We start from the raw sequence: 23,506 nt of genomic DNA, 5'->3' as shown, positions 1-23,506 counted from the left end.
GGTCAGGCGAGGCCGCCGTCGACGGAGCGGCTGTACTCACCGGGCTCGTCGGGCACCATCACGGGGGTGTCGCGGTTGAGGCTCTCGCCGCGGAAGAACCGCTTCGAGCGCGGGAACAGGAACCACAGGAACATCAGCACGACGCCCACCAGGAGTGCGCCGATGCCGATCACGAACGTGCCGCCGATGCCGAGCAGCACCGTGTAGCCGTAGTCCACGTCCCACATGTCGATCGCCGACTGCACGAACGCATAGGTGAGCATCAGCGCACCGAGCAGCGGCAGGAGCCCCCGGTAGAAGAAGTCCCGCGCCGAGTCGAACAGGGTGCGGCGGAAGTACCAGACGCACGCGTACCCGGTGATCGCGTAGTAGAAGGCGATCGCGAGCCCCAGCGACAGGATCGAGTCCTGCAGGATGTTGTCGCTGATGAGCGACATGCCCACGTAGTAGACGATCGCCACGACGCCCATGACGAGCGTCGAGAACGAGGGGGTCTTGAACCGGGGGTGGACGTCCTTGAAGCGGGCGGGAAGCGCCCGGTAGACGCCCATCGCGAGCGTGCCGCGTGCCGTGGGCAGGATCGTCGTCTGCGTCGAGGAGATCGCCGAGATGAGGACGGCCACGACCAGCACCCACCCGAACGGCCCCAGCAGCCCGTCCTTGATGGCGAGGAAGAAGTCGTCGGCGTTCGCCTCGTTGCCGAGCCCCGTGCCGCTCTCGCCGAGTCCGGCGTACATCATCGCGGCGATCGTGACCGACACGTAGGTGAAGAGCAGGATGACGGTCGTCAGCAGCGCCGCACGACCGGGGATCCGCTTCGGGTCCTTGGTCTCCTCGTTGAGGGCGAGGCAGGTGTCCCAGCCCCAGTAGATGAAGAGCGCGAGCAGGACGGCCTCGGTGAAGCCGCTCCACTCCGTGAAGGCGAACGGGCTCAGCCACTCCCAGTCGAACGGGGTGGGGTTCGGGGCGGTGCCGGCGAAGAACTGCCAGAGTGCCGCCACGACGAAGATCACGAGGGCCAGGTACTGGACGGCCAGCAGGATGTTCTGCAGCCGCTCGCCGATCTCGACGCCGCGCCAGCTCACCCACGTCATCGCGGCGATGAACACGACGGCGACGAGCAGGATGCGCCAGTCGTCGTTCTCGAACTCCTGCCCGAGCAGCGACCAGAAGTACACGGACGCGATCTGGGCGAGATTGGCGAGGACCACCATGCCCGCCACCGCGACGCCCCATCCGCCCATCCACCCGACCCACGGCCCGAAGGCCTTGGTGCCCCAGGTGAAGGTCGTGCCGCAGTCGGGCACCTCGCGGTTCAACTCGCGATACGCGAACGCGATGAAGAGCATCGGCACGAAGGCCACGATGAAGGCGATCGGCGCCTGCGCACCGACGGCCAGCACGACGAAACCGAGCGTCGCCACGAGCGAGTAGACCGGCGCGGTGGAGGCCAGACCGATGACGGTCGATCCCCAGAGGCCGAGCGTTCCGGCCGCGAGGCCTTTGCCGTCGCTGCGCTGCAGGTTGATGGGCGTGGTTGCCATGTGCTGAACGTAGGGGTGCGAGCCGAGCGCGGTCAAGCAGCGCGTCGACGGCGCGGCGGATCGATGCCGGGCAGCACGATGCGCTGCGGGGGTGCCCCGTCGTGCAGCAGCCACCCGCGCCCGCGCCCGGGGGCGCAGTACGGCGGCAGCGCGCGGTCGCCGGTGAGGATGCGGTACTCGATCGCGCAGGAGGCGTCGACGACGAGCTGGCCGCGCGATCGGACCGCGTGCAGGACGGGCCACTCCCGCTGCCACTGCTCCGGCTCCCCCAGCACGGCCACCGGTGCGCCACCCCGCTCGATCGCCGCGGCAACGCCGGTCTCCCCCAGCAGCACGACGTCCCGCCCGGCCCCGCGGAGCGTCTCGCGCAGCCGGCGTTCGTCGGCGCCGGGGCGGATGACGAATCCGCACAGTTCGCGCTCCGGGTGCCACGCGGCCGGCTCGTCGGCGATCGGGCGCGGACCGACCTCCGTGTACGGCAGCTGCACGCGCAGCGCCCCCACCACGGCACGACCGGCGGGAGCGTCGGGGTCGTAGGCGGCGCTGTGTCCGCCCGCGGCGATGTGGTCCAGCCGATTCGGCAGGCGCAGCAACGCCCGCCGCGGCAGCAGCTCGGCGATGCGCGCCACCGGGCCCGTCACCCGGGCGGTCGACATCACGAACCGGCGCCCCTGCGATCGCGCCGCGCGACACGCGTGCTCGAGCAGCGCCGCCGCGGCCGCGGCGTAGTCGGCGGGGAAGCCGGTGAGCAGCACGTCGACATCATCGGCGATCACCAGCTCGCCGTTCCCCGGTCCCGCGCTCAGTGCGCCCAGTGCGTCCCAGAGCGCCTCGGGGTCGTCGGGCAGCCACAGCGCATCCGCCGCCTGCGCGGCGATCGCCGCGAGCCCCGTGCTCTTGCCGCTTCCGGGCCCTCCGACCACGAGCAGCCCCGCGTCACCGGGCTCCAGGCGCAGCGACCTCTGCCGCTGATGATCGGGTTCGTCCGCGAGCCCGATCACCGGACGCTCCCCGTTCGTCGGCAGGTCGGCGAGCGGGATGCGGACGGGCAGCGCCGGCTGCCAGGGACGACGCGGGCGCTGCTCCGCCCGCCGTTCCTCGACGATCCGCTCGATGTCCGAGGGCGAGGTGCGGGCGATCCGCACCAGCTGCGGCTTCGCATCCGCGGCCCGGCGGATGTAGGCGAGCCCCCGGGATGCGGCGTCCCCCGGCAGGAGCGCCGCGACGTCGCTCCCGAGCACCGCGCGACTGTCGGCCTCATCCACCACCCGCAGCCCCACCCGCAGCGCGCAGTTGGCCATGAGGGCGTCGCGGACCACGCCGGTGGCGCGCTGCGTGCCGAGCAGCAGGTGCATGCCGAGCCCGCGGCCTCGCGCGGCGATGTCGGCGAAGACCGCGCCCAGCTCGCGGTGCGCGTCGAGCAGCGCCGCGTACTCGTCGACGACGATCACCAGCCGCGCGAGTTCGAGGCCGGGATGGGTGATGTCCCGGGCGCCGACCTCGGCGAGCACCCGTTCGCGGTGACGGATCTCTGCGCGCAGGCTCTGCAGAGCGCGCTCGGCGCCGTCGCCGTCCAGGTCGGTCAGCACGCCGGTCACGTGCGGCAGCGCGGCCAGGGCGTCGAAGGCCGAACCGCCCTTGAAGTCGGCCAGCAGGAAGACGACCTCCCGCGTCGACCGCGTCGCGCACAGGCGGGACACCCAGGTCACGAGAAGCTCGCTCTTGCCCGCGCCCGTCGTGCCCGTCACCACCGCGTGCGGCCCGTCAGCCACCAGGTCCACCGCGACGGCGCCGTCGGCGTCCCGGGCGATCGCGACACGCAGATCCGTCGCACGGGGCGCCGGACGATCCTGGTCGACGCGGCGCGCGTCGATCTCGTGCGGCCCGGTGAGGTCGGCGAACCCGACCGCGTCGGGAACCCGACCGGCACCGGCCCACGAGGCCGCGCGCGCCGCGAGCGAGACGGCGATCCGCTCCGCCTGTTCCTCCCCCAACGGCGTGACCTCCAGCGCCATCGTGCGGCCGGCGTAGTCCAGACGGGCGCGCGTCACATCCTCGACGGTGATCACGGCGCGGCAGTGCGGGGGCGGCGGGGTGTCGGGCGGCACGATGACGACGGCCATGTCGGCCGCGGAGCGCTCCGCGGCCGAGCGATCGTCGAGGTGGCAGACCACCGCGGACGCGGCTGAGTGCGGCAGTGCGACGGTCCACGCCTCCGGCTCGCGCGCCGCCAGACGGAGCGCCCCGGGAGGGTGAGCGCAGCACAGCTGGAGCACGAGCGATCGGGCGACGGCCGCCGCCAGCCACGCCGGCCCGCGGACGGCGATGCCGGCGCTGCCCGGAACCGCGACCGGCACGTCCGAGAGCACCGCCGCACGCGCCCGCAGGTCGTCCGCCAGCTCGTCGCCCTCCTCGCCCTGGATGCGCAGTGCGCTCACGCCCTCGCCCGCCCCGGCGACGATCACCCCCTCGCGCCCCGGCACGGCGCGCCAGAGCTCTCCCGGGCTCTGCAGATACCCCGCCAGGTCGGGCCAGTGCGCACTCCTCTCCGCACGTTCCCGCGCGTGACGCCGCTCGATCTCGCGGGCGACCCGCGCCGCGGCGTCGGCGCGCACCGCCCGCACCTCCTTCTGCTCTCGGCGTCCCGCGCGGGCACCGTCCGCGGCCGCGGCGACGGCGATCAGCGGCCCGAGCGCGGCGAACCACAGCGCGAACGGGGAGGCGAGCACCCACCAGAGCACGAGCGCGCCCGCGACCGGCACGAGCGATGCGATCCACGGGATCGGCGGGCGTCGGCGCGGCGCCGGTGGCGGCGGGACCGTCAGGACGTCATCGGACAGCGCGGCACCCGCGAGCGGCGGGAGCGGGGTCGGCGGGTGCGGGATGAACACCCGGCCAGTCAACCGGCGGGGCTCGCGTCACCCTGCGCGAGGCACCAGGCTGTGGAGCGGCGAGCGGCGACGCCGAGCTGGGGAGAAGCGGTCAGTCGCGCCGGGCGACGTCGAGCACCACGACGGTGACGTTGTCGCGTCCGCCGTTCTCGATCGCGGCGTCCATCATGGCTTCCACGGCCGTCGACGGATCCGCGTTCTCGCGCAGGAAGTGCTGGATCCCGTAGTCGGTGAGCTCTTTGGTGAGGCCGTCGGAGCAGATGACGAAACGGTCGCCGTCCACGACGTCGAGCCGGATGTAGTCGGGGCGTACGCTGTCGCTCGGGCCCACGGCGCGCGTGATCACGTTGCCGTAGGGGTGGTGCTCGGCCTCTTCCGGGCTGAGCCGTCCCGCGGCCACCAGCTCCTGCACGACGGAGTGATCGGTCGTGATCTGCTGGAGGTCGTCGTCGCGCATCAGGTAGACGCGGGAGTCGCCGATGTTGAGGCTCACCCAGTGGGGCTCGGCGCCGGTGAGCTCCAGGAACACGCCGGTCACGGTGGTTCCGGTGCCCTCGTCCGTGGCCTCGGGGTGCGCGGCGATGTCCTTCACGGCGCGAGAGAGCGCCTTCTCGATGGCCTTCGGCGTCACGGTTCCCGACTCGACGACGCCCGCCAGGCGCGTCACGGTGCTGGCACTGGCGATCTCGCCTCCGATGTGGCCGCCCATGCCGTCGGCGACGACGAACAACGGGTACTCGGCCAGGAGCGCGTCCTGGTTGACCTCGCGGCGGCGTCCGACATCCGTCAGGGCCGCCCAGGCGAGATCGATCGATCCGTGCGACAGCGGCACAGTATGCCGCCGGGTCGCTGCCTCCGGCACGCGGTGTCCTTCCGTCGGGGCACGCGCATCCTCGCGGAGCGCGTCATCACATCCTAACCAACCCGGGCGACCCGGGCCGGGAGCCGCGCGGGTGACAGCAGGCCCCGCCGAGGGCGGGGCCTGCTGTGCTGCACCCGCGTCGGGTCAGACGCGCGGCGGCTCGGTGTCGTTCGGCGCCGCGGGAGGTGCCGGGGGCACCGTTCCGGCGGGAGGTGCCGGCGGCACGGCGCCGGCGGGGGGCGCCGGCGGGTAGGTGCCGGCGGGCGGGGGCGGGTAGGCGCCCGGAGCGGGCGCGCCCGGCTGCGGTGCGGCGTAGCCGGCGGGCGGCGCGGCGTAGCCCGCGACCTGCACCGGGATGCCCTGCCAGACCGTCTTGTCGGCGAGGAAGTTGCCGGCCCACGCGGCGGGGCGCACGGCCGTGTTCCAGCGCGACTTGTCGAACGCGGCGATGCCGAGCCAGACGATCGACAGGAAGATGTAGAGGACGACCCAGGCGCCCTCCTTCTGCAGCTTCAGACCCACGCGGTAGGCGGCGAGGATCAGGTAGATCCACGCGGCGATCGGCAGGAGGAAGTTCAGGACGGGGACCCAGCTGAGGACGGCGTTGCCGGCGATCAGGCCGAGCAGCCACCACGGGCTCAGGTCGCCGAGCTTGGCGAAGATGAGCGAGTTGTAGACCGGGACCCACGCGCGCCACTTGCCCTGCACGCCGGCCTTTTCGAAGATCTTCATGTAGAACCACGAGGAGAGCACGTATCCTGCGGCGGCGAAGAGCAGGATGAAGGGGATGAGCAGCAGGTAGAACGCCGCCAGCGCGGCGACACTCCCACTCGGATCGTCGTAGTACAGGTGCATGGCAGGTCCCATCGTCTAGGTCGGCGCCGGATGCGGCCGCGGGCGATCGGTCTCGATCGCGCCCTTCATGCTAGCGATCCTGAGTGTTCCCTGTCAGCCAACACACCCGCGCGGCCGTCAGACGACGAGCGCGAGTTCGCCCGCGGCCCCGTCCTCGACGCTGAAGCCCGCGGTGCTCGCCCAGCGCCGGAATGCTCCGACCGAGCCGATCCGCGGCCGCGCGAGCGCCAGCGCGCGCACGAGATCCCCCTTCGCGTGCTTGTTGAAGTGGTTGAGCGCGCGCACGCTCCCCTCGGGGGTGCGCGTGACGACCCGCAGGTACACCGAGCGGATGCCGGCCGGCACCGGACCGAGCGCGACGTACGCCTCGGATCGCAGATCGAGCACGAACGACGGGGATGCCGCCGCGAGCGCCGCTGTCACGGGTTCCGCCCAGTGGCGCCGGAGCGGCGGCAGACCCGGCAGGGCTGCCCCCGCCGCGAGCCGGTACGCGGGAATGGGATCGAGCGCCCCCACCGGCCCGAACGGCGCGGACTGGATGAGCACGTGGGAGCCGAGCCAGCGCCGTGCCGGCGCGGTCAGCGACGCCGCATCCACCGCGTCGTACAGCACACCGGTGTAGCGGTCGATCGCGGGCATGGTCGGGGCGGTGGCGATCGCCGCGTTCACCGCGATCTCGCCGAGCTGGCGTGCGCTGAGCCCGAGCACGCGCGCGGCCTCCTCCGGCGTCTCCGAGAGCGCCGCCAGCGCCGTCACGGCCTGCGCACGCTGGACCGCGAGCGACGGGAGGGCGAGATCGTCGAGGACCAGCGGTGCAGCGTTCCCACCGGCACGCTTGGTCTCGGACGGAGGGAGCAGGATCAGCATGCGCGGCGTTCCTCTCATCGCGCGACGGCCTCATCCGTCGTGACGGTACGTCCCGCGACGGAGGCGGGGAAAACACAGGTGCGCCGCCCGTCGGAACGGGCGGCGCACGTGATGATGTGTGTCAGGACACGAGGGCGGCGTTACCTGCCACGATCGTGACCTCGTCGTGCTCGACCGAGACGAACCCGTCGTGCGCGTTGGCGACGATCTTGTTGCCGGAGGTCTCGGTGATGCGCACCTGTCCCTCGGCGAGGATCGCCAGGACGGGCTCGTGACCGGCCATGAAGCCGATCTCGCCCTCGATGGTCTTCGCGATCACGAGCGTGGCCTCACCGGACCACACCTCGGCGTCCGCGGAGACGAGACTCACCTTGAGCGGCATGATCAGCCGTTCTCCTTCTGGATCTGCGCCCACTTGGCCTCGACGTCGCCGATGCCGCCGACGTTGAAGAAGGCCTGCTCGGCGACGTGGTCGAACTCGCCCTTGACGATCGCGTCGAACGACTCGATCGTCTCCTTGATCGGGACCGTGGAGCCCTCGACGCCGGTGAACTTCTTCGCCATGTAGGTGTTCTGCGACAGGAACTGCTGGATGCGGCGGGCCCGCGACACGACGACCTTGTCCTCTTCGGACAGCTCGTCGACGCCGAGGATCGCGATGATCTCCTGGAGTTCCTTGTTCTTCTGCAGGATCTGCTTCACCGACGTGGCCACACGGTAGTGGTCCTCACCGATGTAGCGGGGGTCCAGGATCCGGCTCGTGGAGGTGAGCGGGTCGATGGCCGGGTACAGACCCTTCGACGCGATCTCACGCGAAAGCTCGGTCGTCGCGTCGAGGTGCGCGAACGTCGTCGCCGGAGCCGGGTCGGTGTAGTCGTCGGCGGGGACGTAGATGGCCTGGAGCGAGGTGATCGAGTGACCACGCGTCGAGGTGATGCGCTCCTGGAGCACACCCATCTCGTCGGCGAGGTTCGGCTGGTATCCCACCGCGGAGGGCATGCGGCCCAGCAGCGTCGAGACCTCGGAACCGGCCTGCGTGAAGCGGAAGATGTTGTCGATGAACAACAGCACGTCCTGCTTCTGCACGTCGCGGAAGTACTCCGCCATCGTCAGCGCCGACAGGGCGACGCGCAGACGCGTTCCCGGCGGCTCGTCCATCTGGCCGAACACGAGGGCCGTCTTGTCGAAGACACCGGCCTCTTCCATCTCGCCGATGAGGTCGTTGCCCTCACGGGTGCGCTCACCGACACCGGCGAACACCGACACACCACCGTGATCCTGCGCGACGCGCTGGATCATCTCCTGGATGAGGACGGTCTTGCCGACACCGGCACCGCCGAACAGTCCGATCTTGCCGCCCTGCACGTACGGGGTCAGCAGGTCGATGCTCTTGATACCCGTCTCGAACATCTCGGTCTTAGACTCGAGCTGGTCGAAGCTCGGCGCCTGGCGGTGGATGCCCCAGCGCTCGGTGATCTCGACCTGCTCGCCCGGAGTGCCGTTCAGGATGTCACCGGTGACGTTGAAGACCTTGCCCTTGGTGACGTCGCCGACGGGCACCGTGATGGGGCCGCCGGTGTTACGGACCTCCTGGCCGCGGACGATGCCGTCCGTCGGCTTGAGGGCGATGGCGCGCACCAGGTCGTCACCGAGGTGCTGAGCGACCTCGAGGGTGATCTCGGTCGACTCCTCACCGATGGTGATGGTGGTCTTGAGCGCGTTGTAGATGTCGGGAATCGCGTCGTGGGGGAACTCGATGTCGACGACGGGGCCGGTCACGCGCGCGACGCGCCCGACGACGGCGACGGGCGCCTGATCGGCCGAAGCGGTGGTGGTCATGGTTGTCTTCCTCGTTTTCTACTTGCCGGTGGCCAAGGCGTCGGCGCCACCGACGATCTCGGCGATCTGCTGCGTGATCTCCGCCTGACGCGCATTGTTGCGCAGGCGGGTGTAGTCCGTGATGAGCTTGTCGGCGTTGTCGCTGGCCGACTTCATCGCCTTCTGCGTCGCCGCGTGCTTCGCCGCGGACGACTGCAGCAGCGCGTTGAACACACGGCTCTGGATGTAGACCGGCAACAGTGCGTCGAGCACCGTCTCGGCTTCGGGCTCGAACTCGTAGAGCGGGTAGACCGCGCTCGACGCGCTCGGCTCATCCGTGGCTTCGACGACCTCGAGCGGCAGGAGACGAACCGTCTCGGGGCTCTGGGTCATCATGCTGATGAAGCGGTTGTAGACGAGGTGGATCTCGTCGACGCCGCCGAGCTCGCCACCGAGGTGGAAGGCTTCGAGAAGCGTGTCGGAGATCTGCTCGGCCGTCGAGAAGTGCGGCGTGTCGGTGTCACCCGTCCACTCCGCCGCCGCCTTGAGCTTGCGGAACTGGAAGTACCCCACGGACTTGCGTCCGATCAGGTAGTACACCGGCTCGCTCCCCTGGCTGCGCAGGAGCTCGCCCTGCTCGACACCCGCACGGATCACCTGGGAGTTGAAGGCTCCCGCGAGACCGCGGTCCGACGAGAAGATGACCACCGCGGAGCGGCGGATCGTCTCGGGTTCACGTGTCAGCGGGTGATCGACGTCGGAGTACGTCGCCACGGCGGACACCGCACGGGTGACGGCACCCGCGAACGGGCCTGCCGCCCGCACGCGGGCCATCGCCTTCTGGATCCGCGAGGCGGCGATGAGCTCCATCGCCTTCGTGATCTTCTTGGTGGTCTGCGCAGAAGAGATCTTCTGCTTGTAGACCCGGAGTTGTGCGCCCATGATTTCTCAGTTCGCGGCGCTCAGCCGCGACGGCCCTTGACGATCTTCTCCTGGTTGACGTCCTCGGCCGCAGCCTCTGCGATCTGCTCGCTGCCCGGCCCGTTGATGGCCGTGGCGCCGCCGGAGGTGAACTCCAGGATGAACTCGTCCGTCGCCTTCGTGAGGGTGGCGACGGTGTCGTCGTCCAGCACGTTGGTCTGACGCAGCGTCTCGAGGACCTGCGTGTTGCGACGCAGGTGGTCGAGCAGCTCGCGCTCGAACTTCAGGACGTCTTCGACGGCGATCGTGTCGAGCTTGCCGTTGGTGCCGGCCCAGATCGAGACGACCTGCTCCTCGACCGGGTACGGCGAGTACTGCGGCTGCTTGAGCAGCTCGGTCAGACGCGCACCGCGGGCGAGCTGGCGACGGGAGGCCGCATCCAGGTCGGAGGCGAACATCGCGAAGGCTTCGAGCGAGCGATACTGCGCGAGCTCGAGCTTCAGCGTTCCCGAGACCTTCTTGATCGACTTCACCTGGGCGTCACCACCGACGCGCGACACCGAGATACCCACGTCGACCGCGGGACGCTGGTTGGCGTTGAAGAGGTCGGACTGCAGGAAGATCTGGCCGTCGGTGATCGAGATCACGTTCGTCGGGATGTAGGCCGACACGTCGTTGGCCTTCGTCTCGATGATCGGCAGACCCGTCATGGAACCGGCGCCGAGCTCGTCCGAGAGCTTCGCGCAACGCTCGAGCAGACGGGAGTGCAGGTAGAAGACGTCACCGGGGTACGCCTCACGGCCCGGCGGACGACGCAGCAGGAGCGACACGGCGCGGTACGCCTCGGCCTGCTTCGACAGGTCGTCGAAGATGATCAGGACGTGCTTGCCGCCGTACATCCAGTGCTGGCCGATGGCCGAACCGGTGTAGGGGGCGAGGTACTTGAAGCCGGCCGGGTCGGACGCGGGGGCGGCGACGATGGTGGTGTACTCCATCGCGCCGGCGTCCTCGAGCGCACCCTTGACGGCCGCGATCGTGGAGCCCTTCTGACCGATCGCCACGTAGATGCATCGCACCTGCTTGTTGACGTCGCCGGAGTCCCAGTTGTCCTTCTGGTTGATGATCGTGTCGATCGCGATCGCCGTCTTGCCGGTCTGGCGGTCGCCGATGATCAGCTGACGCTGGCCGCGGCCGACGGGGATCATCGCGTCGATGGCCTTGATGCCGGTCTGCAGCGGCTCGTGGACGCTCTTGCGCTGCATGACGCCGGGAGCCTGGAGCTCGAGCGCACGACGGCCCTCGGACTCGATGGCGCCCAGTCCGTCGATCGGGTTGCCGAGCGGGTCGACGACGCGTCCGAGGAAGCCGTCGCCGACGGGTGCCGACAGCACCTCGCCAGTACGCGTGACGGGGTGTCCGGCCTCGATGCCGGAGAAGTCGCCGAGGACGACCACACCGGCCTCGTGCTCGTCGAGGTTCAGCGCCAAGCCCTGCGTGCCGTCTTCGAAGACGACGAGCTCGTTCGCCATGAGGCCGGGAAGGCCCTCGATGTGCGCGATGCCGTCGGCGGCGTCGATGACCGAGCCGACCTCTGCCGTGGCGGCACCGGTGGGCTCGTATGCTGCGACGAAGTCCTTCAGGGCGTCACGGATGACGTCGGGGCTGATGGAGATGTCTGCCATTGTCTTCCTTCGGTTCGTGGGGCCTCGGCCCCGAAGTCTCCGCGCTGGCCGTATCGGGATCAGTGCGGGAAGTCTGTGCTCAGCCTGCGAGACGCTGGCGGAGGTCGGCGAGCTTCGCGGAGATGCTCGCGTCGATGACGTCGTCGGCGATCTGCACGCGCAGGCCACCCACGATCGACGGGTCGATGACGGTGTTGAGGGAGACCTCGGTGCCGTAGCGACGCGCCAGGGCATCGCGCAGGCGCTCGGCCTGCGCATCGCTGATCGCGGTCGCCGAGGTCACCGAGGCGACCACTCGTCCGCGCTGCGACGCCACCAGGTTCATCGCCCAGGTCAGCGCCTGGCGGATGCGGCGCTCGCGCGGCTGCTGGGCGAGCGAGGACACCACCAGGGTGGCCGCCTCACTCGCGCGGCCGGACAGCAACGACGTCACCAGCGCACCCTTGGCCGCGTTGTCGCCGAAGCGACGGCCGAGGGCGAGTTCGAGCTCGGGGTTCGCCGCCACCGTCTGGGCGAAGGCGAACAGCTCCCCCTCCAGATCGGTGTCGGTGGCCTTCGAGGCGGCACGGATCGCGAGTTCCTCGACGCCGTCGACGAAGTCGTCGACCGAGGACCAGCGGACCGCGGTCGCCGCGTCGAGCAGCGTCACCGACACCGGCGACAGTGCGGCGCCGAAGACGTCCGAGACGACGCGGGAACGCGCGGCCGGCGCAGCGGCCGGGTTGGCGAGCGCACCGGCCAGAGCCGACGACGATCCCAGCAGCCGAACGGCCTGGAACAGCTCACCGGCGACGGCCAGGTCGACCCCGGTCGCGGCGTCGAGCGCCGCCGTCGTGGCCGTCCGGGCCTGCGTGGTCGCGCTTCCCATTACTTCGCCGCCTTCTCGGAGGCTTCCAGCTCCGCGAGGAACCGGTCGACGACGCTCTGTGCGGTGGTGTCGTCGGCGAGCTTCGCGCCGAGCACGCCACCGGCGAGATCGAGTGCGAGCGTGCCCACTTCGCCGCGCAGCGCCGTGCGAGCGGTCTGCGTCTCGGCCTCGATCTGCGTGTGCGCCTGCGCGGTGAGGCGCGCGGCCTCGGCGGAGGCGTTCTCACGCGACTCGGCGATGATCTTCTTGCCGTCCTCGCGGGCGGCCTCACGGATCGCGCCGGCTTCCTTGCGAGCCTCGGCGAGCTGCGCCGTGTACTCCTCGAGAGCGGCTTCGGCCTGACGCTGTGCCTCGTCGGCCTTCGCGATGTTGCCTTCGATCGCGGCCGAGCGCGCGTCGAGCACCGTGCCGATGCGCGGCAGGGCGACCCGCCACACGACGATCACGATGACCAGCATGCACACGGCAGACCAGATGATGTCGTAAGCCGCCGGGAACAGCGGGTTACCGACCTCGCCTTCTTCGGCGGCGACCGTGACAAGAGCGTTCAGCATCTTGCCTCCTTAGCAGGTTCTGACGACGATCAAAGAGCGTTGAAGATGAACGGCGTGGCGATGCCGATCAGCGCGAGGATCTCGATGAATGCGACACCGATGAACATCGTGGTCTGCAGGCGACCGGCCAGCTCGGGCTGACGGGCGGTTGCCTCGATGGTCTTGCCGATCATGATGCCGAGGCCGATGGCCGGGCCGATGGCGGCGAGGCCGTAGCCGACCGTCGCGATGTTGCCCGTGATCGCGGCGAGTACCGTCGTTGCTTCCATGGGTCGTTTCCTTTCGTAGGGTGAACAGCCGTATGGCCGTCCGTCAGTGCTCCTCGGCCACGGCGAGCTGGATATACACCGCGGTGAGGACCGTGAACACGTACGCCTGAAGAGCGGCGACGAAGATCTCGAAGAGGGTGAAGGCGAAGCCGAGTGCCAGCGTGCCGGCGGCCATGGGCATGAACCAGTTCATGCTCAGGAGGAAGAACTGCGTGGCCGCGAAGAAGAGGACCAGCATGAGGTGCCCGACCATCATGTTGAGCAGCAGTCGCAGGAACAGCGAGACCGGCCGGGCGATGAAGGTCGAGATGAGCTCGACGATCGCGATGATCGGCACCAGGTAGACGGGGACTCCGCTCGGGATGAGCGAGTTCTTGAGGAACCCGCCGACGCCGTGCTTGCGGATTCCCGCGTAGACGAAGAGGACGTACGCGATGAGCGCGAAGACGAAGGGCGCTCCGGCGACCGAGGTGCCGGCCATGTTCAACCCGGGGATGACGCCCGTCAGGTTCATGAACAGGATGCCGAAGAAGAGGGCGCTGAGGATCGGCATGAACCGACGCCCGTCCTTCTCGCCCAGGATCTGGTAGACGATCTGGTCGCGCACGAAGCCGAAGCCGAGCTCGACGACGCTCTGGAAGCGCCCCGGGACGACGGTCATCCGTCGCGTCCCCAGCACGAGGAAGAGCACCAGCACGACCGTCGCGAGCACCTGGATCAGGTTGATGCGCGTGAATTCCAGCGGCGTGCCTTCGAAGAGAAGGATCGGCGGGAAGAAGTCTGAGATCGACGGCGGGTGGAACTCATTATCCGCGGCGGGCAGCAGCGCGGCGAGCACATTCGCTTGAGTCAACGGAGTGGCTCCAGCTTCTCGTGCCCAGCAGCGGGGCACGGGTGATGATCGGGAACAGTCGTCCTCGGCAGGCTCCCAGCGTCACCGCTGTCTTTTACCCGCCGTCGAGGCCTTGGTAAGCCTATCAAACGGATCGTGTCCCGGCGGACATCCCCGGGTCTTCGTCCCCGGCCGGCATCACGATGTCGGACACCGCGGGCAGACGCATCTTCATCAGAACGATCAGATCGACCACCAGCGAGGCGATCGCGGTCGCGAGAAGAGAGAAGTAGAACACGAGCGGCACGACCCAGTCCACGCGCGTGAGGACGACCAGCGCGACGATCACCAGGATGAACTTGAGCAGCCAGCCGCCCAGGACGACGCCGAAGAAGATCTGCAGGTACGCCGGCCGACCGTAGAAGCGGTTCGCGATGAGGATGCTGATGGCCGTGAAGGCGGGGAAGACCGCGCCGATGAGCGCGCCGACCAGGCCGCTGGCCAGCCCGTCCTCCCCCGCGACCAGGTACCCCACGATGCCGGCGGCGATCAGCAGCACCCCGCCCACGATCGAGCCGATGATGAGCGTCATCCGCAGAAGAGGCGTGCTGGACACGGTGGGGCGGGTCATGAGATCTCCTCGGCGGCGCCGTCGGGGGTGGGGGTGCCCGCCGCGCGCGCGGACGCGGGACGGCGGGCGGGGAGGAAGGTGACGACGAGGCAGGCGGCGATGCCGACCACGCCGAAGGCGACGCCGACCCAGTACTGGCCGAACCAGTCCTCGCGGGTCGCGATGTACATGAGCAGGAACGCGATGCCGATGATCGCCGTCCATGCATAGAAGATCAGCACCGCATCGCGGTCCGAATGCCCCATGTCGAGCATGCGGTGGTGCAGATGCTTGCGGTCGGGCGAGAACGGCGACTTCCCCGCCCGCATCCGGCGCAGGATCGCGGACCCGAAGTCGATGAGCGGCAGGATGACGACGGCGACCGGCAGGAGGATCGGGATGAACGCACCCAGCAGCTGCGAGCGTCCCAGCTGGTCGGGGTCGAGGGCTGCGGGGTCGAGGATGCCGGTGATCGAGACCGCCGAGGTGGCCATCAGCAGGCCCAGCATGAGCGCTCCGGCATCGCCCATGAACATCTTCGCCCGGTGCCAGTTGAAGGGCAGGAACCCCACGCACGCGCCGACGAGCACCACCGCGATGAAGGACGCGAGGTTGAAGTACGTGCTCGCGCCGATGTCGCGGGTGAGCACGTAGGCGTAGACGAAGAAGATGCCGTTCGCGATGAGGCAGACGCCGGCGACGAGCCCGTCCAGGCCGTCGATGAAGTTGACCGCGTTCATCACGATGACGATGGCGAACACGGTGAGCGCGAAGCTCATCCAGCTCGATCCGACCGTGAGCCCGCCGATGGGCAGCGCGTAGATCTGGATGTGACCGAACCACGCGATGATGCCGGCGGCGACGAACTGCGCCCCGAGTTTGATCATCCAGTCCAGGTCCCACAGGTCGTCCGCCACCCCGACGAGGACGATCAGCAGCGTCGCGCCGAGGATCGACAGCACCGGCCACGGGTCGGCCCAGAAGATCGCGAAGAACGGGTTCTGCGACGAGATCGCGAAGGCCGCAGCCACCCCCAGGAACATCGCGATGCCGCCCAGACGCGGCGTCGGCCGGGTGTGCACGTCGCGTTCGCGGATCGGCGGGTGCAGCTTGTAGCGGATCGCGAGCTTCCACACCGCCCATGACAGCCCGAACGTGATCACCGCGGTGATCGCGGCGATGAGCAGGTACTGGGTCACGCCGTCCCGCCGGCGTCCTCGTCCGGCTCGGGCGCGAGCGCGTCGCCGAGTGCCGTCTCGAGTTCGGCCCGCGTCACGGCGCCGTGGCGGAGGATGCGCACGGAACCCCCCGCTCCGAAGCAGAGGCCGGTGGCGTCGATGATCGTCGAGGCGATGCCCATCATGCTCGGACCGTCGTCGAGGTAGACCGAGACGCTGTCGCCCAGCATCTGCTGGGCGTTGTGGGCGTCGACCGCGGCGGGCTGGCCGGTGAGGTTGGCGCTCGAGACGGCGAGCGGCCCGGTCTCCTCCAGCAGCTCGAGCGCGAGTCGGTGCGCCGGCATCCGGACGGCCACGGTTCCGCGGGTCTCCCCCAGATCCCACGACAGCGAGGGCTGAGCGGGAAGGACGATCGTCAGGCCGCCGGGCCAGTGGGCCTCGACGAGTCTCTCGATCTGCTCGGGCAGCTCGCTCACGAGCGCACGCACGGTCGTGAGACCCGCCACGAGCACGGGCGGCGGCTGCTGCCTGCCGCGCCCCTTGGCGGCCAGCAGACGCGCGACCGCCGCAGGGCTGAACGCGTCGGCGGCGACGCCGTACACGGTGTCGGTGGGGAGGACGACGAGTTCGCCGCGCGCGAACGCGTGCCTCGCCTGTCGCATTCCCGTCAGCAGCTGCGTCTCGTCGCGACAGTCAAAGAGAGTGGCCATGGCCGCATCAGTCTACGCGGCGACGCCGCCGCGGCCCTCTCAGGGTCGCGTCGCCGTCGTGGCCCGGTCGCGGAGGGTCAGATCGGGGTGGGTGGCGGCGGAGCGCCAGCCGGCCGCCGTGAGCACCGCGCGCACCTCGGCGCCCTGGAGCTCGCCGTGCTCGATGACGATCAGTCCCCCGGGGTGCACGAGGCGGAGCCCCGTCTCCGCGAGCTGGCGGACCACATCCAATCCGTCCTCGCCGCCGTAGAGCGCGTGCGCCGGATCGAACAGGCGCACCTCCGGATCGCGCGGCACCGCCGCATCCGGGACGTAGGGAGGGTTCGACACCAGCACCGACACGGTGCCGTCGAGCTCGGGGAACGCGCGGTCGAGGTCGATGAACGCGAGGCGCGCGTTGGACGCCCCCACCCGTGCGAAGTTCTCCTTGGTCCAGACGAACGCATCGACCGAGTTCTCGGCCGCGTGCACCCGGGCGTGCGGCACCTCGGTGGCCAGGGCCAGGGCGATCGCGCCGGAACCGGTGCCGAGGTCGACGGCGACGGGGGCGGGCGATGCCTGGGCGCGCAGCGCGTCGATCGCCAGCTGCGCGACCATCTCGGTCTCGGGACGCGGGACGAAGACGCCGGGGCCGACGGCCAGCTCCAGGTGACGGAAGTAGGCGACGCCGGTGAGGTGCTGCAGGGGTTCGCGCGCGGCACGTCGCTCGAGAAGGGAGCGGTACGACTCGACCTCGGATGGGGTCAGCCGATCGCCGCGGATCATGGCGGCCTGGAGCTCGCCCCGGCCCACACCGCGCACATGCGACGCGAGCAGCTCCGCGTCCACGCGGGGACCGGTGATCCCCGATCGCTCGAACCGCGCGGCGGCGTACGCCACGGCATCCGCCACCAGGACGTGCTCGGCGGAGGCGGACAGGGCGGGGGACTCGGGCGGGATGACGGCAGACATAGACCCCGACAGCCTAGTGCGCGCCCTCGTCACACGCGCGCCCTCCCGGCGTCCCTCCCCTAGGCTGGACGCGCGCTTCCCGACTCGTGAAAGGCCACGCCATGACCGGAATCCACTCCGACATCACGTCCGCATTCGGCGGCACGCCGCTCGTCCGGCTCAACCGCGTCGCCGAGGGGGTGGCGGGCAACATCCTCGCGAAGCTCGAGTTCTACAACCCCGCCTCGAGCGTCAAGGACCGCCTCGGCATCGCGATCGTCGATGCCGCCGAGGCCTCCGGAGAGCTGAAGCCCGGCGGCACGATCGTCGAGTCCACGAGCGGCAACACCGGTATCGCCCTGGCCATGGTGGGCGCCGCGCGCGGATACCGCGTGATCCTCACGATGCCCGCCTCCATGTCGAAGGAGCGTCGCATCCTGCTGAAGGCGTTCGGCGCCGAGCTCGTGCTGACCGACCCCACGAAGGGCATGTCGTTCGCCGTCGACGAGGCCAAGCGCATCGTCGCCGAGACCCCGGGCGCCGTCTGGGCGCGTCAGTTCGAGAACGAGGCGAACCCCGACATCCACCGCCGCACCACGGCCGAGGAGATCCTCCGCGACACCGACGGTCAGGTCGACTACTTCGTCGCCGGCATCGGCACGGGCGGCACGATCACCGGCGTCGGTCAGGTGCTGAAGGAGCGCGTGCCGGGCGTGAAGATCGTCGCCGTCGAGCCCGCCGACTCCCCCATCCTCACCAAGGGGCACCCGGGGCCGCACAAGATCCAGGGCATCGGCCCGAACTTCGTCCCCGCCATCCTCGACCGCGACGTCATCGACGAGGTGATCGACGTCGAGTTCGACGACGCGATCCGGCTGGCGCGCGACGTCGCCGCGAAGGACGGCATCCTGGTGGGCATGTCGAGCGGCGCGGCGGTCTGGGCCGCCCTGCAGATCGCGGCGCGTCCCGAAGCGGCCGGCAAGAACATCGTGGTCATCATCCCCTCGGGCGGAGAGCGCTACCTCACCACGGCGCTCTTCGAGCACCTGCGCGAGGACTGAGGTGGTGACGGGCGGCGTCGTGGGCCGCATCCGTGAGGACATCGCCGCGGCGCGACTGCGCGATCCCGCCGCACGCGGCTCTCTCGAGATCGCCCTGCTCTACCCCGGGCTGCACGCCATCTGGGCGCACCGGGTCTGGCACGCGCTGTGGGTTCGGCGTTGGCGCTTCGCGGCCCGTGCGGGATCGCAGATCACCCGGTGGCTCACCGGCATCGAGATCCATCCGGGCGCGCAGATCGGGCGGCGCTTCTTCATCGACCACGGCATGGGCGTCGTGATCGGGGAGACCGCCGAGGTCGGCGACGACGTCATGCTCTACCACGGGGTCACCCTGGGCGGCCGGCAGCGCGAGGGCGGCAAACGGCACCCCACCCTGGGCGACGGCGTGGCCGTGGGCGCGGGTGCGAAGGTGCTCGGCCCCGTCACGCTCGGCGCGCACACGGTCGTCGGGGCCAACGCGGTCGTGACGAAGGATGCCGCACCCGACAGCGTGCTGGTGGGCGTTCCGGCCAAGGCCCGGCTGCGCCGGGCGGGCGAGGACACCCGGGCGCTGCTGACCGCTCCCGAGTACAGCATCTGACGCCGCATCCACCCCGACTGAGCACCTGATCGGCGAGCGAGCACCTGATCGGGTGCTCCCTCGCCGAATGGATGCTCGCTCGGCGGGATGCGGCGGAGTCGGGAGGCAGGGCGGGGCTGGGCGTGCGGGGGCCGGTCTACGCTCGAAGGATGGATGCGTTGCACGAGCTGTCGGCCGTCGAGCTGGCGGCAGCGCTGCGCGCGGGCGACGTGGACCCGCAGCGCGCCACCGACCACTACCTCGCCCGGATCGCGCGCCACGAGGCGCTGGGCGCATTCGCCGAGGTGACGCCCGAGGCCGCCCGCGAGCGGGCCGCGCAGCTCGCCGCCTCGCCGCCCTCCGGCCCCCTCTGGGCCCTCCCCCACGCCGACAAGGATCTGGTCGCCCGTGCGGGCGTCGCCACCCGCTACGGCTCCCGCGCCCGCGCCGCGCACGTCCCGACCGTGTCCGATCCGCTCGCCGCAGCGGTGGATGCCGCCGGCGCGGTGTCGGTCGGCAAGACGGCGACGAGCGAGTTCGGCCTCACCGGGTTCACCGAGCCGCTGACGTCCCGACCGGCCCGCGACCCGTGGAACACCGCGCACGGCGCGGGCGGGTCCAGCGGCGGCGCCGCGGTGGCCGTCGCCGCGGGACTGCTGCCGCTCGCCATCGGCTCGGACGGCGGCGGATCGATCCGCATCCCCGCCGCGACCGTGGGCGTCGTGGGGCTGAAGCCCTCCCGCGGGCGCCTGCCGATCGGATCGGGGTTCGACGCACCGGACGGCCTCGCCGTCACCGGCCCCCTCGCGCGCACCGCCGAGGACGCCGCCTTCCTCCTCGACGCGCTCGTCGGGCTCGCGCCGTTCCGTTACGCGACGGGCGCGCCCGGGTCGGGCCCCTTCCTCGACGCCGCGCGGCGCGACCCGGCGCGCGGGAGGGTCGGCGTGACCCTGACCTCGCCCTGGGACGACGACGAGGACATCCGTCTCGATCCCGCGGCGCGCGCCGCGGTGGATGCGGCGGCCGGCTGGCTGGCCGGCGACGGACAGTCGGTCGAGGAGTTCGACTGGCGACCGCAGGGCTATCCGGCCCTGTTCCGCGTGCTCTGGCGTGCGAGCGCCGCGCGCATCCCCCTCAGCGCGCACGACATGCAGACGGTGGAACCGCTCACGGCCTGGCTGGTCGCGGAGGGGCGCGCGCTCCCGGCGACGCGGCTTCTCGACGCGCTGGCCGCCGCCCGCGCGTTCGAGAGGGCGACGATCGAGGCGTTCTCCCCGTACGACGCCGTGCTGACCCCGGCCCTCGCGCAGTCACCTCGTCCGGTCGGCGCGTACGCCGGCCAGGACCCGGAGCGCACGTTCGCGATGCAGGTGGAGTACGCGCCGTACTCGAGCTACGTGAACGTCGCGGGCCTGCCCGCGCTCACTGTTCCGGTCACCCGGGCCGCCGACGGCCACCCGGTCTCGGTCCAGCTGGTGGGCCGCCCCGGGGGCGAGGCCACACTGCTGGCGCTCGCGGCGCAGCTCGAGCGCCGGCGCGGGCCGCTGCCCCATCCGCCGCTCTGGTGACGCCGCGCGCCCCGGCGTAGAGCGGGCGGGTCAGTCCGCGGCGAGAGCCGCGAGGCGTGCTTCTTCGTCGGCGGCGATCGCGGATTCGACGATCGGCCCGAGGGCGCCGTCCATCACCTGGTCGAGGTTGTAGGCCTTGTACCCCGTGCGGTGATCGGCGATGCGGTTCTCGGGGAAGTTGTACGTGCGGATGCGCTCGGAGCGATCCATGCCGCGGATCTGCGAGCGGCGGGCGTCGGATGCCGCGGCCTCCAGCTCTTCCTGCTGACGTGCCAGGAGCCGCGCGCGGAGGACGCGCATACCGGCCTCCCGGTTCTGCAGCTGCGACTTCTCGTTCTGCATCGACACCACGATGCCCGTCGGGACGTGGGTGATGCGCACGGCCGAGTCGGTCGTGTTGACCGACTGGCCGCCCGGCCCGGAGGAGCGGAACACGTCGATCTTGAGGTCGTTGGGGTCGATCGAGATCTCTTCGGGGGCATCGACCTCGGGGAAGACGAGCACCCCCGTCGTCGAGGTGTGGATGCGGCCCTGCGACTCGGTGGCCGGCACGCGCTGGACGCGGTGCACGCCGCCCTCGTATTTGAGGTGCGCCCACACGCCCTGCGCCGGGTCACTGGAGGAGCCCTTGATGGCGACCTGGACGTCCTTGTAGCCGCCGAGGTCGGACTCGTTGCGCTCCAGCAGCTCGGTCTTCCACCCCTTCGCCGCCGCGTACTGCACGTACATCCGCAGGAGATCGGCGGCGAACAGCGCACTCTCGGCGCCGCCCTCCCCCGCCTTGATCTCCATGATGACGTCACGGGCGTCGTCGGGGTCGCGCGGGATCAGCAGACGACGCAGCTTCTCCTGCGCGCCGTCGACGCTCTCCTCGAGCGCCGGCACCTCGTCGGCGAACGCCGCGTCCTCCTTGGCGAGTTCGCGCGCCGCATCCAGATCATCGGATGCGGCCACCCACGCCTCATAGGCGTGCACGATCCGCGACAGTTCCGCGTACCGCCGGTTGACGCGCTTGGCGCGCACCGCGTCGGCGTGCACGGCGGGGTCGGAGAGTTCCTCCTGGACCGCCCTGTGCTCCTCGATCAGCCCTTTGACGGAGTCGAGCATGCCGGTGTCGGACATGGCCGACCCGGTCAGCGGATGTTGTTCTCGTGCCCGTGCGAGTGCCCGCCCGCGGCCGGAGCCGGGATGGACTTCTGCATCTGCACGAGGAACTCGACGTTCGAGGAGGTCTCCTTGAGCTTGCCCAGGACGACTTCGAGCGCCTGCTGCGGGTCGAGACCGGCGAGGGCGCGACGCAGCTTCCACGTGATCTTGACCTCGTCGGACGACAGCAGCATCTCTTCGCGGCGGGTGCTCGACGCGTTCACGTCGACGGCCGGGAAGATGCGCTTGTCGGCCAGCTGACGCGACAGACGCAGCTCGCTGTTGCCGGTGCCCTTGAACTCCTCGAAGATGACGTCGTCCATCTTGGAACCGGTCTCCACGAGCGCGGTCGCGAGGATCGTGAGCGATCCACCGTTCTCGATGTTGCGCGCAGCGCCAAAGAAGCGCTTGGGCGGGTAGAGCGCCGCCGCGTCCACGCCGCCGGAGAGCACACGGCCGCTCGTCGGGGCGGACACGTTGTACGCACGTCCGAGGCGGGTGATCGAGTCGAGCAGCACGACCACGTCGCGACCGAGCTCGACGAGACGCTTCGCGCGCTCGATCGCGAGCTCCGCGACGGTGGTGTGGTCCTCGGCCGGGCGGTCGAAGGTCGAGGCGATGACCTCGCCCTTGACCGTGCGCTGCATGTCGGTGACCTCTTCGGGGCGCTCGTCGACGAGCACGACCATGAGGTGGACCTCGGGGTTGTTGTGGGCGATCGCGTTGGCGATCTGCTGCAGCACGATGGTCTTGCCGGCCTTGGGCGGCGCGACGATCAGGCCGCGCTGGCCCTTGCCGATCGGCGCCACCAGGTCGATGATCCGCTGGGTCAGCTTCTCGGGAGCCGTCTCGAGCCGCAGGCGCTCCTGCGGGTAGAGCGGCGTGAGCTTGCCGAACTCGACGCGCTCGGCGGCATCCTCGACGGAGAGTCCGTTGACCGAGTCGACCTTGACGAGCGCGTTGTACTTCTGGCGGCCGGACTGCTCGCCGTCGCGCGGCTGCTTGATGGCACCGACGACGGCGTCACCCTTGCGCAGGTTGTACTTCTTGACCTGTCCGAGCGACACGTAGACGTCGCTCGCGCCGGGCAGGTAGCCCGTCGTGCGCACGAAGGCGTAGTTGTCGAGCACGTCGAGCACGCCGGCGATCGGGATGAGGACGTCGTCCTCGGCGATCTCGGTGTCGAACTCGTCGTTCTGGCTCTGACCGCGGCGCTTGTTGCGCTGACGCCCGCGGCCCGAACCGGACTGCTCGTCGTCGTCGGATGCGGCGGCCGGCGAGTTCTGCGCGCCCTGACCGCGGGGGTTCTGAGCCTGACGGTTCTGTCCGCCCTGCTCCTGGCGATTGCCGCCCTGCTCCTGACCGTTCTGCGCGTCGCCGTTCTGGGCGCCGTCGCGGCGGTTGCGGTTGCGGCTTCGGCTCCGGCTGCGGCCACGACCGGTGCTCTCGCCCTCGGTCGAGGCGTCCGCGTCGCCGGACTTCTCGGCCGAGGCGTCGGTCTCGGCACTGCCGGAGGCGTCGGCCTCGGCGGCGGTGTCGGCCTGTGCGGGGGCCGAGGCCTCGCGCTCGGGCGCGACGTCGGGGGTCTCGGCGGGCGTGCTCGCCGCGGTCTCGGCCGTCTCGGCGGCGGGCGCCTCGGCCGGAGCGTCGGCGGCGGGCTGCTCGGGCGCGGCCTCCGTGCTCTTCGCGCGGCGGGGGGCGCGCTTGCGCGGCGCCTTCACCGGGGCCTCGGCGGCGGGCGCCTCGGCCGTCACCTCGGCCGCCGGTGCGTCGGCGACGAC

At 70.6% G+C, this 23,506-nt stretch carries 22 protein-coding genes; 3 read left to right on the top strand and 19 right to left on the bottom strand.

Translation table 11 applies throughout. The features are described from left to right. Window positions 1–2: 2 nt before the first annotated feature. The 17 genes from AB0N73_RS06900 to prmC all read right to left on the bottom strand — a co-directional run bounded on the left by AB0N73_RS06900 (window position 3) and on the right by prmC (window position 17,412). Window positions 3–1,544, bottom strand: coding sequence for an APC family permease (locus tag AB0N73_RS06900; protein WP_363561733.1), 1,542 nt, complete (start codon window positions 1,542–1,544; stop codon window positions 3–5). A 32-nt stretch (window positions 1,545–1,576) separates the two neighbouring features. Further along, a complete protein-coding gene (locus AB0N73_RS06895) occupies window positions 1,577–4,435 on the bottom strand; it encodes an FtsK/SpoIIIE domain-containing protein (protein ID WP_363561731.1) in 2,859 nt (952 codons plus the stop codon). 91 nt (window positions 4,436–4,526) lie between these two features. Further along, the gene (locus tag AB0N73_RS06890) at window positions 4,527–5,297 is read right to left on the bottom strand and encodes a protein phosphatase 2C domain-containing protein (RefSeq protein WP_363561729.1); all 771 of its coding nucleotides are present in this window, start codon (window positions 5,295–5,297) and stop codon (window positions 4,527–4,529) included. 144 nt (window positions 5,298–5,441) lie between these two features. Beyond that, entirely contained in the window at window positions 5,442–6,152 is a 711-nt protein-coding gene (locus tag AB0N73_RS06885) for a DUF5684 domain-containing protein (RefSeq protein ID WP_363561727.1), read from the bottom strand. A 117-nt stretch (window positions 6,153–6,269) separates the two neighbouring features. Continuing rightward, a complete protein-coding gene (locus tag AB0N73_RS06880; protein ID WP_363561725.1) occupies window positions 6,270–7,019 on the bottom strand; it encodes a peroxide stress protein YaaA in 750 nt (249 codons plus the stop codon). A 121-nt stretch (window positions 7,020–7,140) separates the two neighbouring features. Beyond that, window positions 7,141–7,401: a F0F1 ATP synthase subunit epsilon gene (locus AB0N73_RS06875; RefSeq protein WP_363561723.1), complete on the bottom strand. Its 261-nt coding sequence runs from the start codon at window positions 7,399–7,401 to the stop codon at window positions 7,141–7,143. A gap of 2 nt (window positions 7,402–7,403) precedes the next feature. Further along, on the bottom strand, window positions 7,404–8,858 hold the full coding sequence (gene atpD / locus AB0N73_RS06870; protein WP_363561721.1) for a F0F1 ATP synthase subunit beta: 1,455 nt from the start codon (window positions 8,856–8,858) through the stop codon (window positions 7,404–7,406). A gap of 18 nt (window positions 8,859–8,876) precedes the next feature. Then, window positions 8,877–9,779 (bottom strand): F0F1 ATP synthase subunit gamma, encoded by a 903-nt coding sequence (locus AB0N73_RS06865; RefSeq protein ID WP_363561719.1) that lies wholly within the window; start codon window positions 9,777–9,779, stop codon window positions 8,877–8,879. A 20-nt stretch (window positions 9,780–9,799) separates the two neighbouring features. Then, on the bottom strand, window positions 9,800–11,440 hold the full coding sequence (gene atpA, locus AB0N73_RS06860; RefSeq protein ID WP_363561717.1) for a F0F1 ATP synthase subunit alpha: 1,641 nt from the start codon (window positions 11,438–11,440) through the stop codon (window positions 9,800–9,802). A 79-nt stretch (window positions 11,441–11,519) separates the two neighbouring features. Next, complete coding sequence (locus AB0N73_RS06855; protein WP_363561715.1) at window positions 11,520–12,308, bottom strand: F0F1 ATP synthase subunit delta; 789 nt, start codon at window positions 12,306–12,308, stop codon at window positions 11,520–11,522. Continuing rightward, window positions 12,308–12,862 (bottom strand): F0F1 ATP synthase subunit B, encoded by a 555-nt coding sequence (locus AB0N73_RS06850; protein WP_363561713.1) that lies wholly within the window; start codon window positions 12,860–12,862, stop codon window positions 12,308–12,310. The genes AB0N73_RS06855 and AB0N73_RS06850 overlap by 1 nt, the downstream gene beginning before the upstream one ends. Before the next feature lie 29 nt (window positions 12,863–12,891). Beyond that, window positions 12,892–13,131: a F0F1 ATP synthase subunit C gene (gene atpE, locus AB0N73_RS06845; RefSeq protein ID WP_243227107.1), complete on the bottom strand. Its 240-nt coding sequence runs from the start codon at window positions 13,129–13,131 to the stop codon at window positions 12,892–12,894. A gap of 43 nt (window positions 13,132–13,174) precedes the next feature. Further along, window positions 13,175–13,984: a F0F1 ATP synthase subunit A gene (gene atpB / locus AB0N73_RS06840; protein WP_363561711.1), complete on the bottom strand. Its 810-nt coding sequence runs from the start codon at window positions 13,982–13,984 to the stop codon at window positions 13,175–13,177. A 124-nt stretch (window positions 13,985–14,108) separates the two neighbouring features. Then, window positions 14,109–14,594 (bottom strand): hypothetical protein, encoded by a 486-nt coding sequence (locus tag AB0N73_RS06835; RefSeq protein WP_363561709.1) that lies wholly within the window; start codon window positions 14,592–14,594, stop codon window positions 14,109–14,111. Beyond that, window positions 14,591–15,772: an MraY family glycosyltransferase gene (locus AB0N73_RS06830; RefSeq protein WP_363561707.1), complete on the bottom strand. Its 1,182-nt coding sequence runs from the start codon at window positions 15,770–15,772 to the stop codon at window positions 14,591–14,593. Before AB0N73_RS06830 ends, AB0N73_RS06835 begins: the two co-directional genes overlap by 4 nt. Continuing rightward, window positions 15,769–16,461 carry an L-threonylcarbamoyladenylate synthase gene (locus AB0N73_RS06825; protein ID WP_363561705.1) on the bottom strand — a complete coding sequence of 231 codons (693 nt, stop codon included), beginning with the start codon at window positions 16,459–16,461 and terminating at the stop codon, window positions 15,769–15,771. The genes AB0N73_RS06830 and AB0N73_RS06825 overlap by 4 nt, the downstream gene beginning before the upstream one ends. Before the next feature lie 39 nt (window positions 16,462–16,500). Continuing rightward, window positions 16,501–17,412 (bottom strand): peptide chain release factor N(5)-glutamine methyltransferase, encoded by a 912-nt coding sequence (gene prmC / locus AB0N73_RS06820; RefSeq protein WP_363561703.1) that lies wholly within the window; start codon window positions 17,410–17,412, stop codon window positions 16,501–16,503. Between the two features lie 101 nt (window positions 17,413–17,513). Between prmC and cysK the strand changes: the two genes are divergently transcribed. The 3 genes from cysK to AB0N73_RS06805 all read left to right on the top strand — a co-directional run bounded on the left by cysK (window position 17,514) and on the right by AB0N73_RS06805 (window position 20,579). Further along, window positions 17,514–18,452 carry a cysteine synthase A gene (gene cysK / locus AB0N73_RS06815; RefSeq protein WP_363561701.1) on the top strand — a complete coding sequence of 313 codons (939 nt, stop codon included), beginning with the start codon at window positions 17,514–17,516 and terminating at the stop codon, window positions 18,450–18,452. 1 nt (window position 18,453) lies between these two features. Further along, window positions 18,454–19,032 carry a serine O-acetyltransferase EpsC gene (gene epsC / locus AB0N73_RS06810; protein WP_363561699.1) on the top strand — a complete coding sequence of 193 codons (579 nt, stop codon included), beginning with the start codon at window positions 18,454–18,456 and terminating at the stop codon, window positions 19,030–19,032. Between the two features lie 149 nt (window positions 19,033–19,181). Next, window positions 19,182–20,579, top strand: coding sequence for an amidase (locus AB0N73_RS06805; protein WP_363561697.1), 1,398 nt, complete (start codon window positions 19,182–19,184; stop codon window positions 20,577–20,579). A gap of 30 nt (window positions 20,580–20,609) precedes the next feature. Here the strand turns inward: AB0N73_RS06805 and prfA are convergent, their stop codons facing one another. Together prfA and rho are read right to left on the bottom strand one after the other, a co-directional pair. Next, window positions 20,610–21,686, bottom strand: coding sequence for a peptide chain release factor 1 (gene prfA / locus AB0N73_RS06800; protein WP_363561905.1), 1,077 nt, complete (start codon window positions 21,684–21,686; stop codon window positions 20,610–20,612). Window positions 21,687–21,712: 26 nt separating this feature from the next. After that, on the bottom strand, window positions 21,713–23,506 hold a 1,794-nt coding region (gene rho, locus AB0N73_RS06795), incomplete at its 5' end, for a transcription termination factor Rho (protein WP_363561695.1).

Source organism: Microbacterium sp. NPDC089189, assembly GCF_040685095.1.
GTDB lineage: Bacteria > Actinomycetota > Actinomycetes > Actinomycetales > Microbacteriaceae > Microbacterium.
The sequence above is the reverse complement of the archived record's forward strand: the minus strand, read 5'-3'. Positions and strand labels throughout refer to the sequence as shown.

Excerpts from the sequence above, each read along its gene's own strand:
- AB0N73_RS06900 (WP_363561733.1), bottom strand. The coding sequence starts at position 1,544 with ATGGCAACCACGCCCATCAACCTGCAGCGCAGCGACGGCAAAGGCCTC.
- AB0N73_RS06885 (WP_363561727.1), bottom strand. The coding sequence starts at position 6,152 with ATGCACCTGTACTACGACGATCCGAGTGGGAGTGTCGCCGCGCTGGCG.
- AB0N73_RS06880 (WP_363561725.1), bottom strand. The coding sequence starts at position 7,019 with ATGCTGATCCTGCTCCCTCCGTCCGAGACCAAGCGTGCCGGTGGGAAC.
- AB0N73_RS06875 (WP_363561723.1), bottom strand. The coding sequence starts at position 7,401 with ATGCCGCTCAAGGTGAGTCTCGTCTCCGCGGACGCCGAGGTGTGGTCC.
- atpD (WP_363561721.1), bottom strand. The coding sequence starts at position 8,858 with ATGACCACCACCGCTTCGGCCGATCAGGCGCCCGTCGCCGTCGTCGGG.
- AB0N73_RS06865 (WP_363561719.1), bottom strand. The coding sequence starts at position 9,779 with ATGGGCGCACAACTCCGGGTCTACAAGCAGAAGATCTCTTCTGCGCAG.
- atpA (WP_363561717.1), bottom strand. The coding sequence starts at position 11,440 with ATGGCAGACATCTCCATCAGCCCCGACGTCATCCGTGACGCCCTGAAG.
- AB0N73_RS06855 (WP_363561715.1), bottom strand. The coding sequence starts at position 12,308 with ATGGGAAGCGCGACCACGCAGGCCCGGACGGCCACGACGGCGGCGCTC.
- AB0N73_RS06850 (WP_363561713.1), bottom strand. The coding sequence starts at position 12,862 with ATGCTGAACGCTCTTGTCACGGTCGCCGCCGAAGAAGGCGAGGTCGGT.
- atpE (WP_243227107.1), bottom strand. The coding sequence starts at position 13,131 with ATGGAAGCAACGACGGTACTCGCCGCGATCACGGGCAACATCGCGACG.
- AB0N73_RS06835 (WP_363561709.1), bottom strand. The coding sequence starts at position 14,594 with ATGACCCGCCCCACCGTGTCCAGCACGCCTCTTCTGCGGATGACGCTC.
- AB0N73_RS06825 (WP_363561705.1), bottom strand. The coding sequence starts at position 16,461 with ATGGCCACTCTCTTTGACTGTCGCGACGAGACGCAGCTGCTGACGGGA.
- prmC (WP_363561703.1), bottom strand. The coding sequence starts at position 17,412 with ATGTCTGCCGTCATCCCGCCCGAGTCCCCCGCCCTGTCCGCCTCCGCC.
- cysK (WP_363561701.1), top strand. The coding sequence starts at position 17,514 with ATGACCGGAATCCACTCCGACATCACGTCCGCATTCGGCGGCACGCCG.
- AB0N73_RS06805 (WP_363561697.1), top strand. The coding sequence starts at position 19,182 with ATGGATGCGTTGCACGAGCTGTCGGCCGTCGAGCTGGCGGCAGCGCTG.
- prfA (WP_363561905.1), bottom strand. The coding sequence starts at position 21,686 with ATGCTCGACTCCGTCAAAGGGCTGATCGAGGAGCACAGGGCGGTCCAG.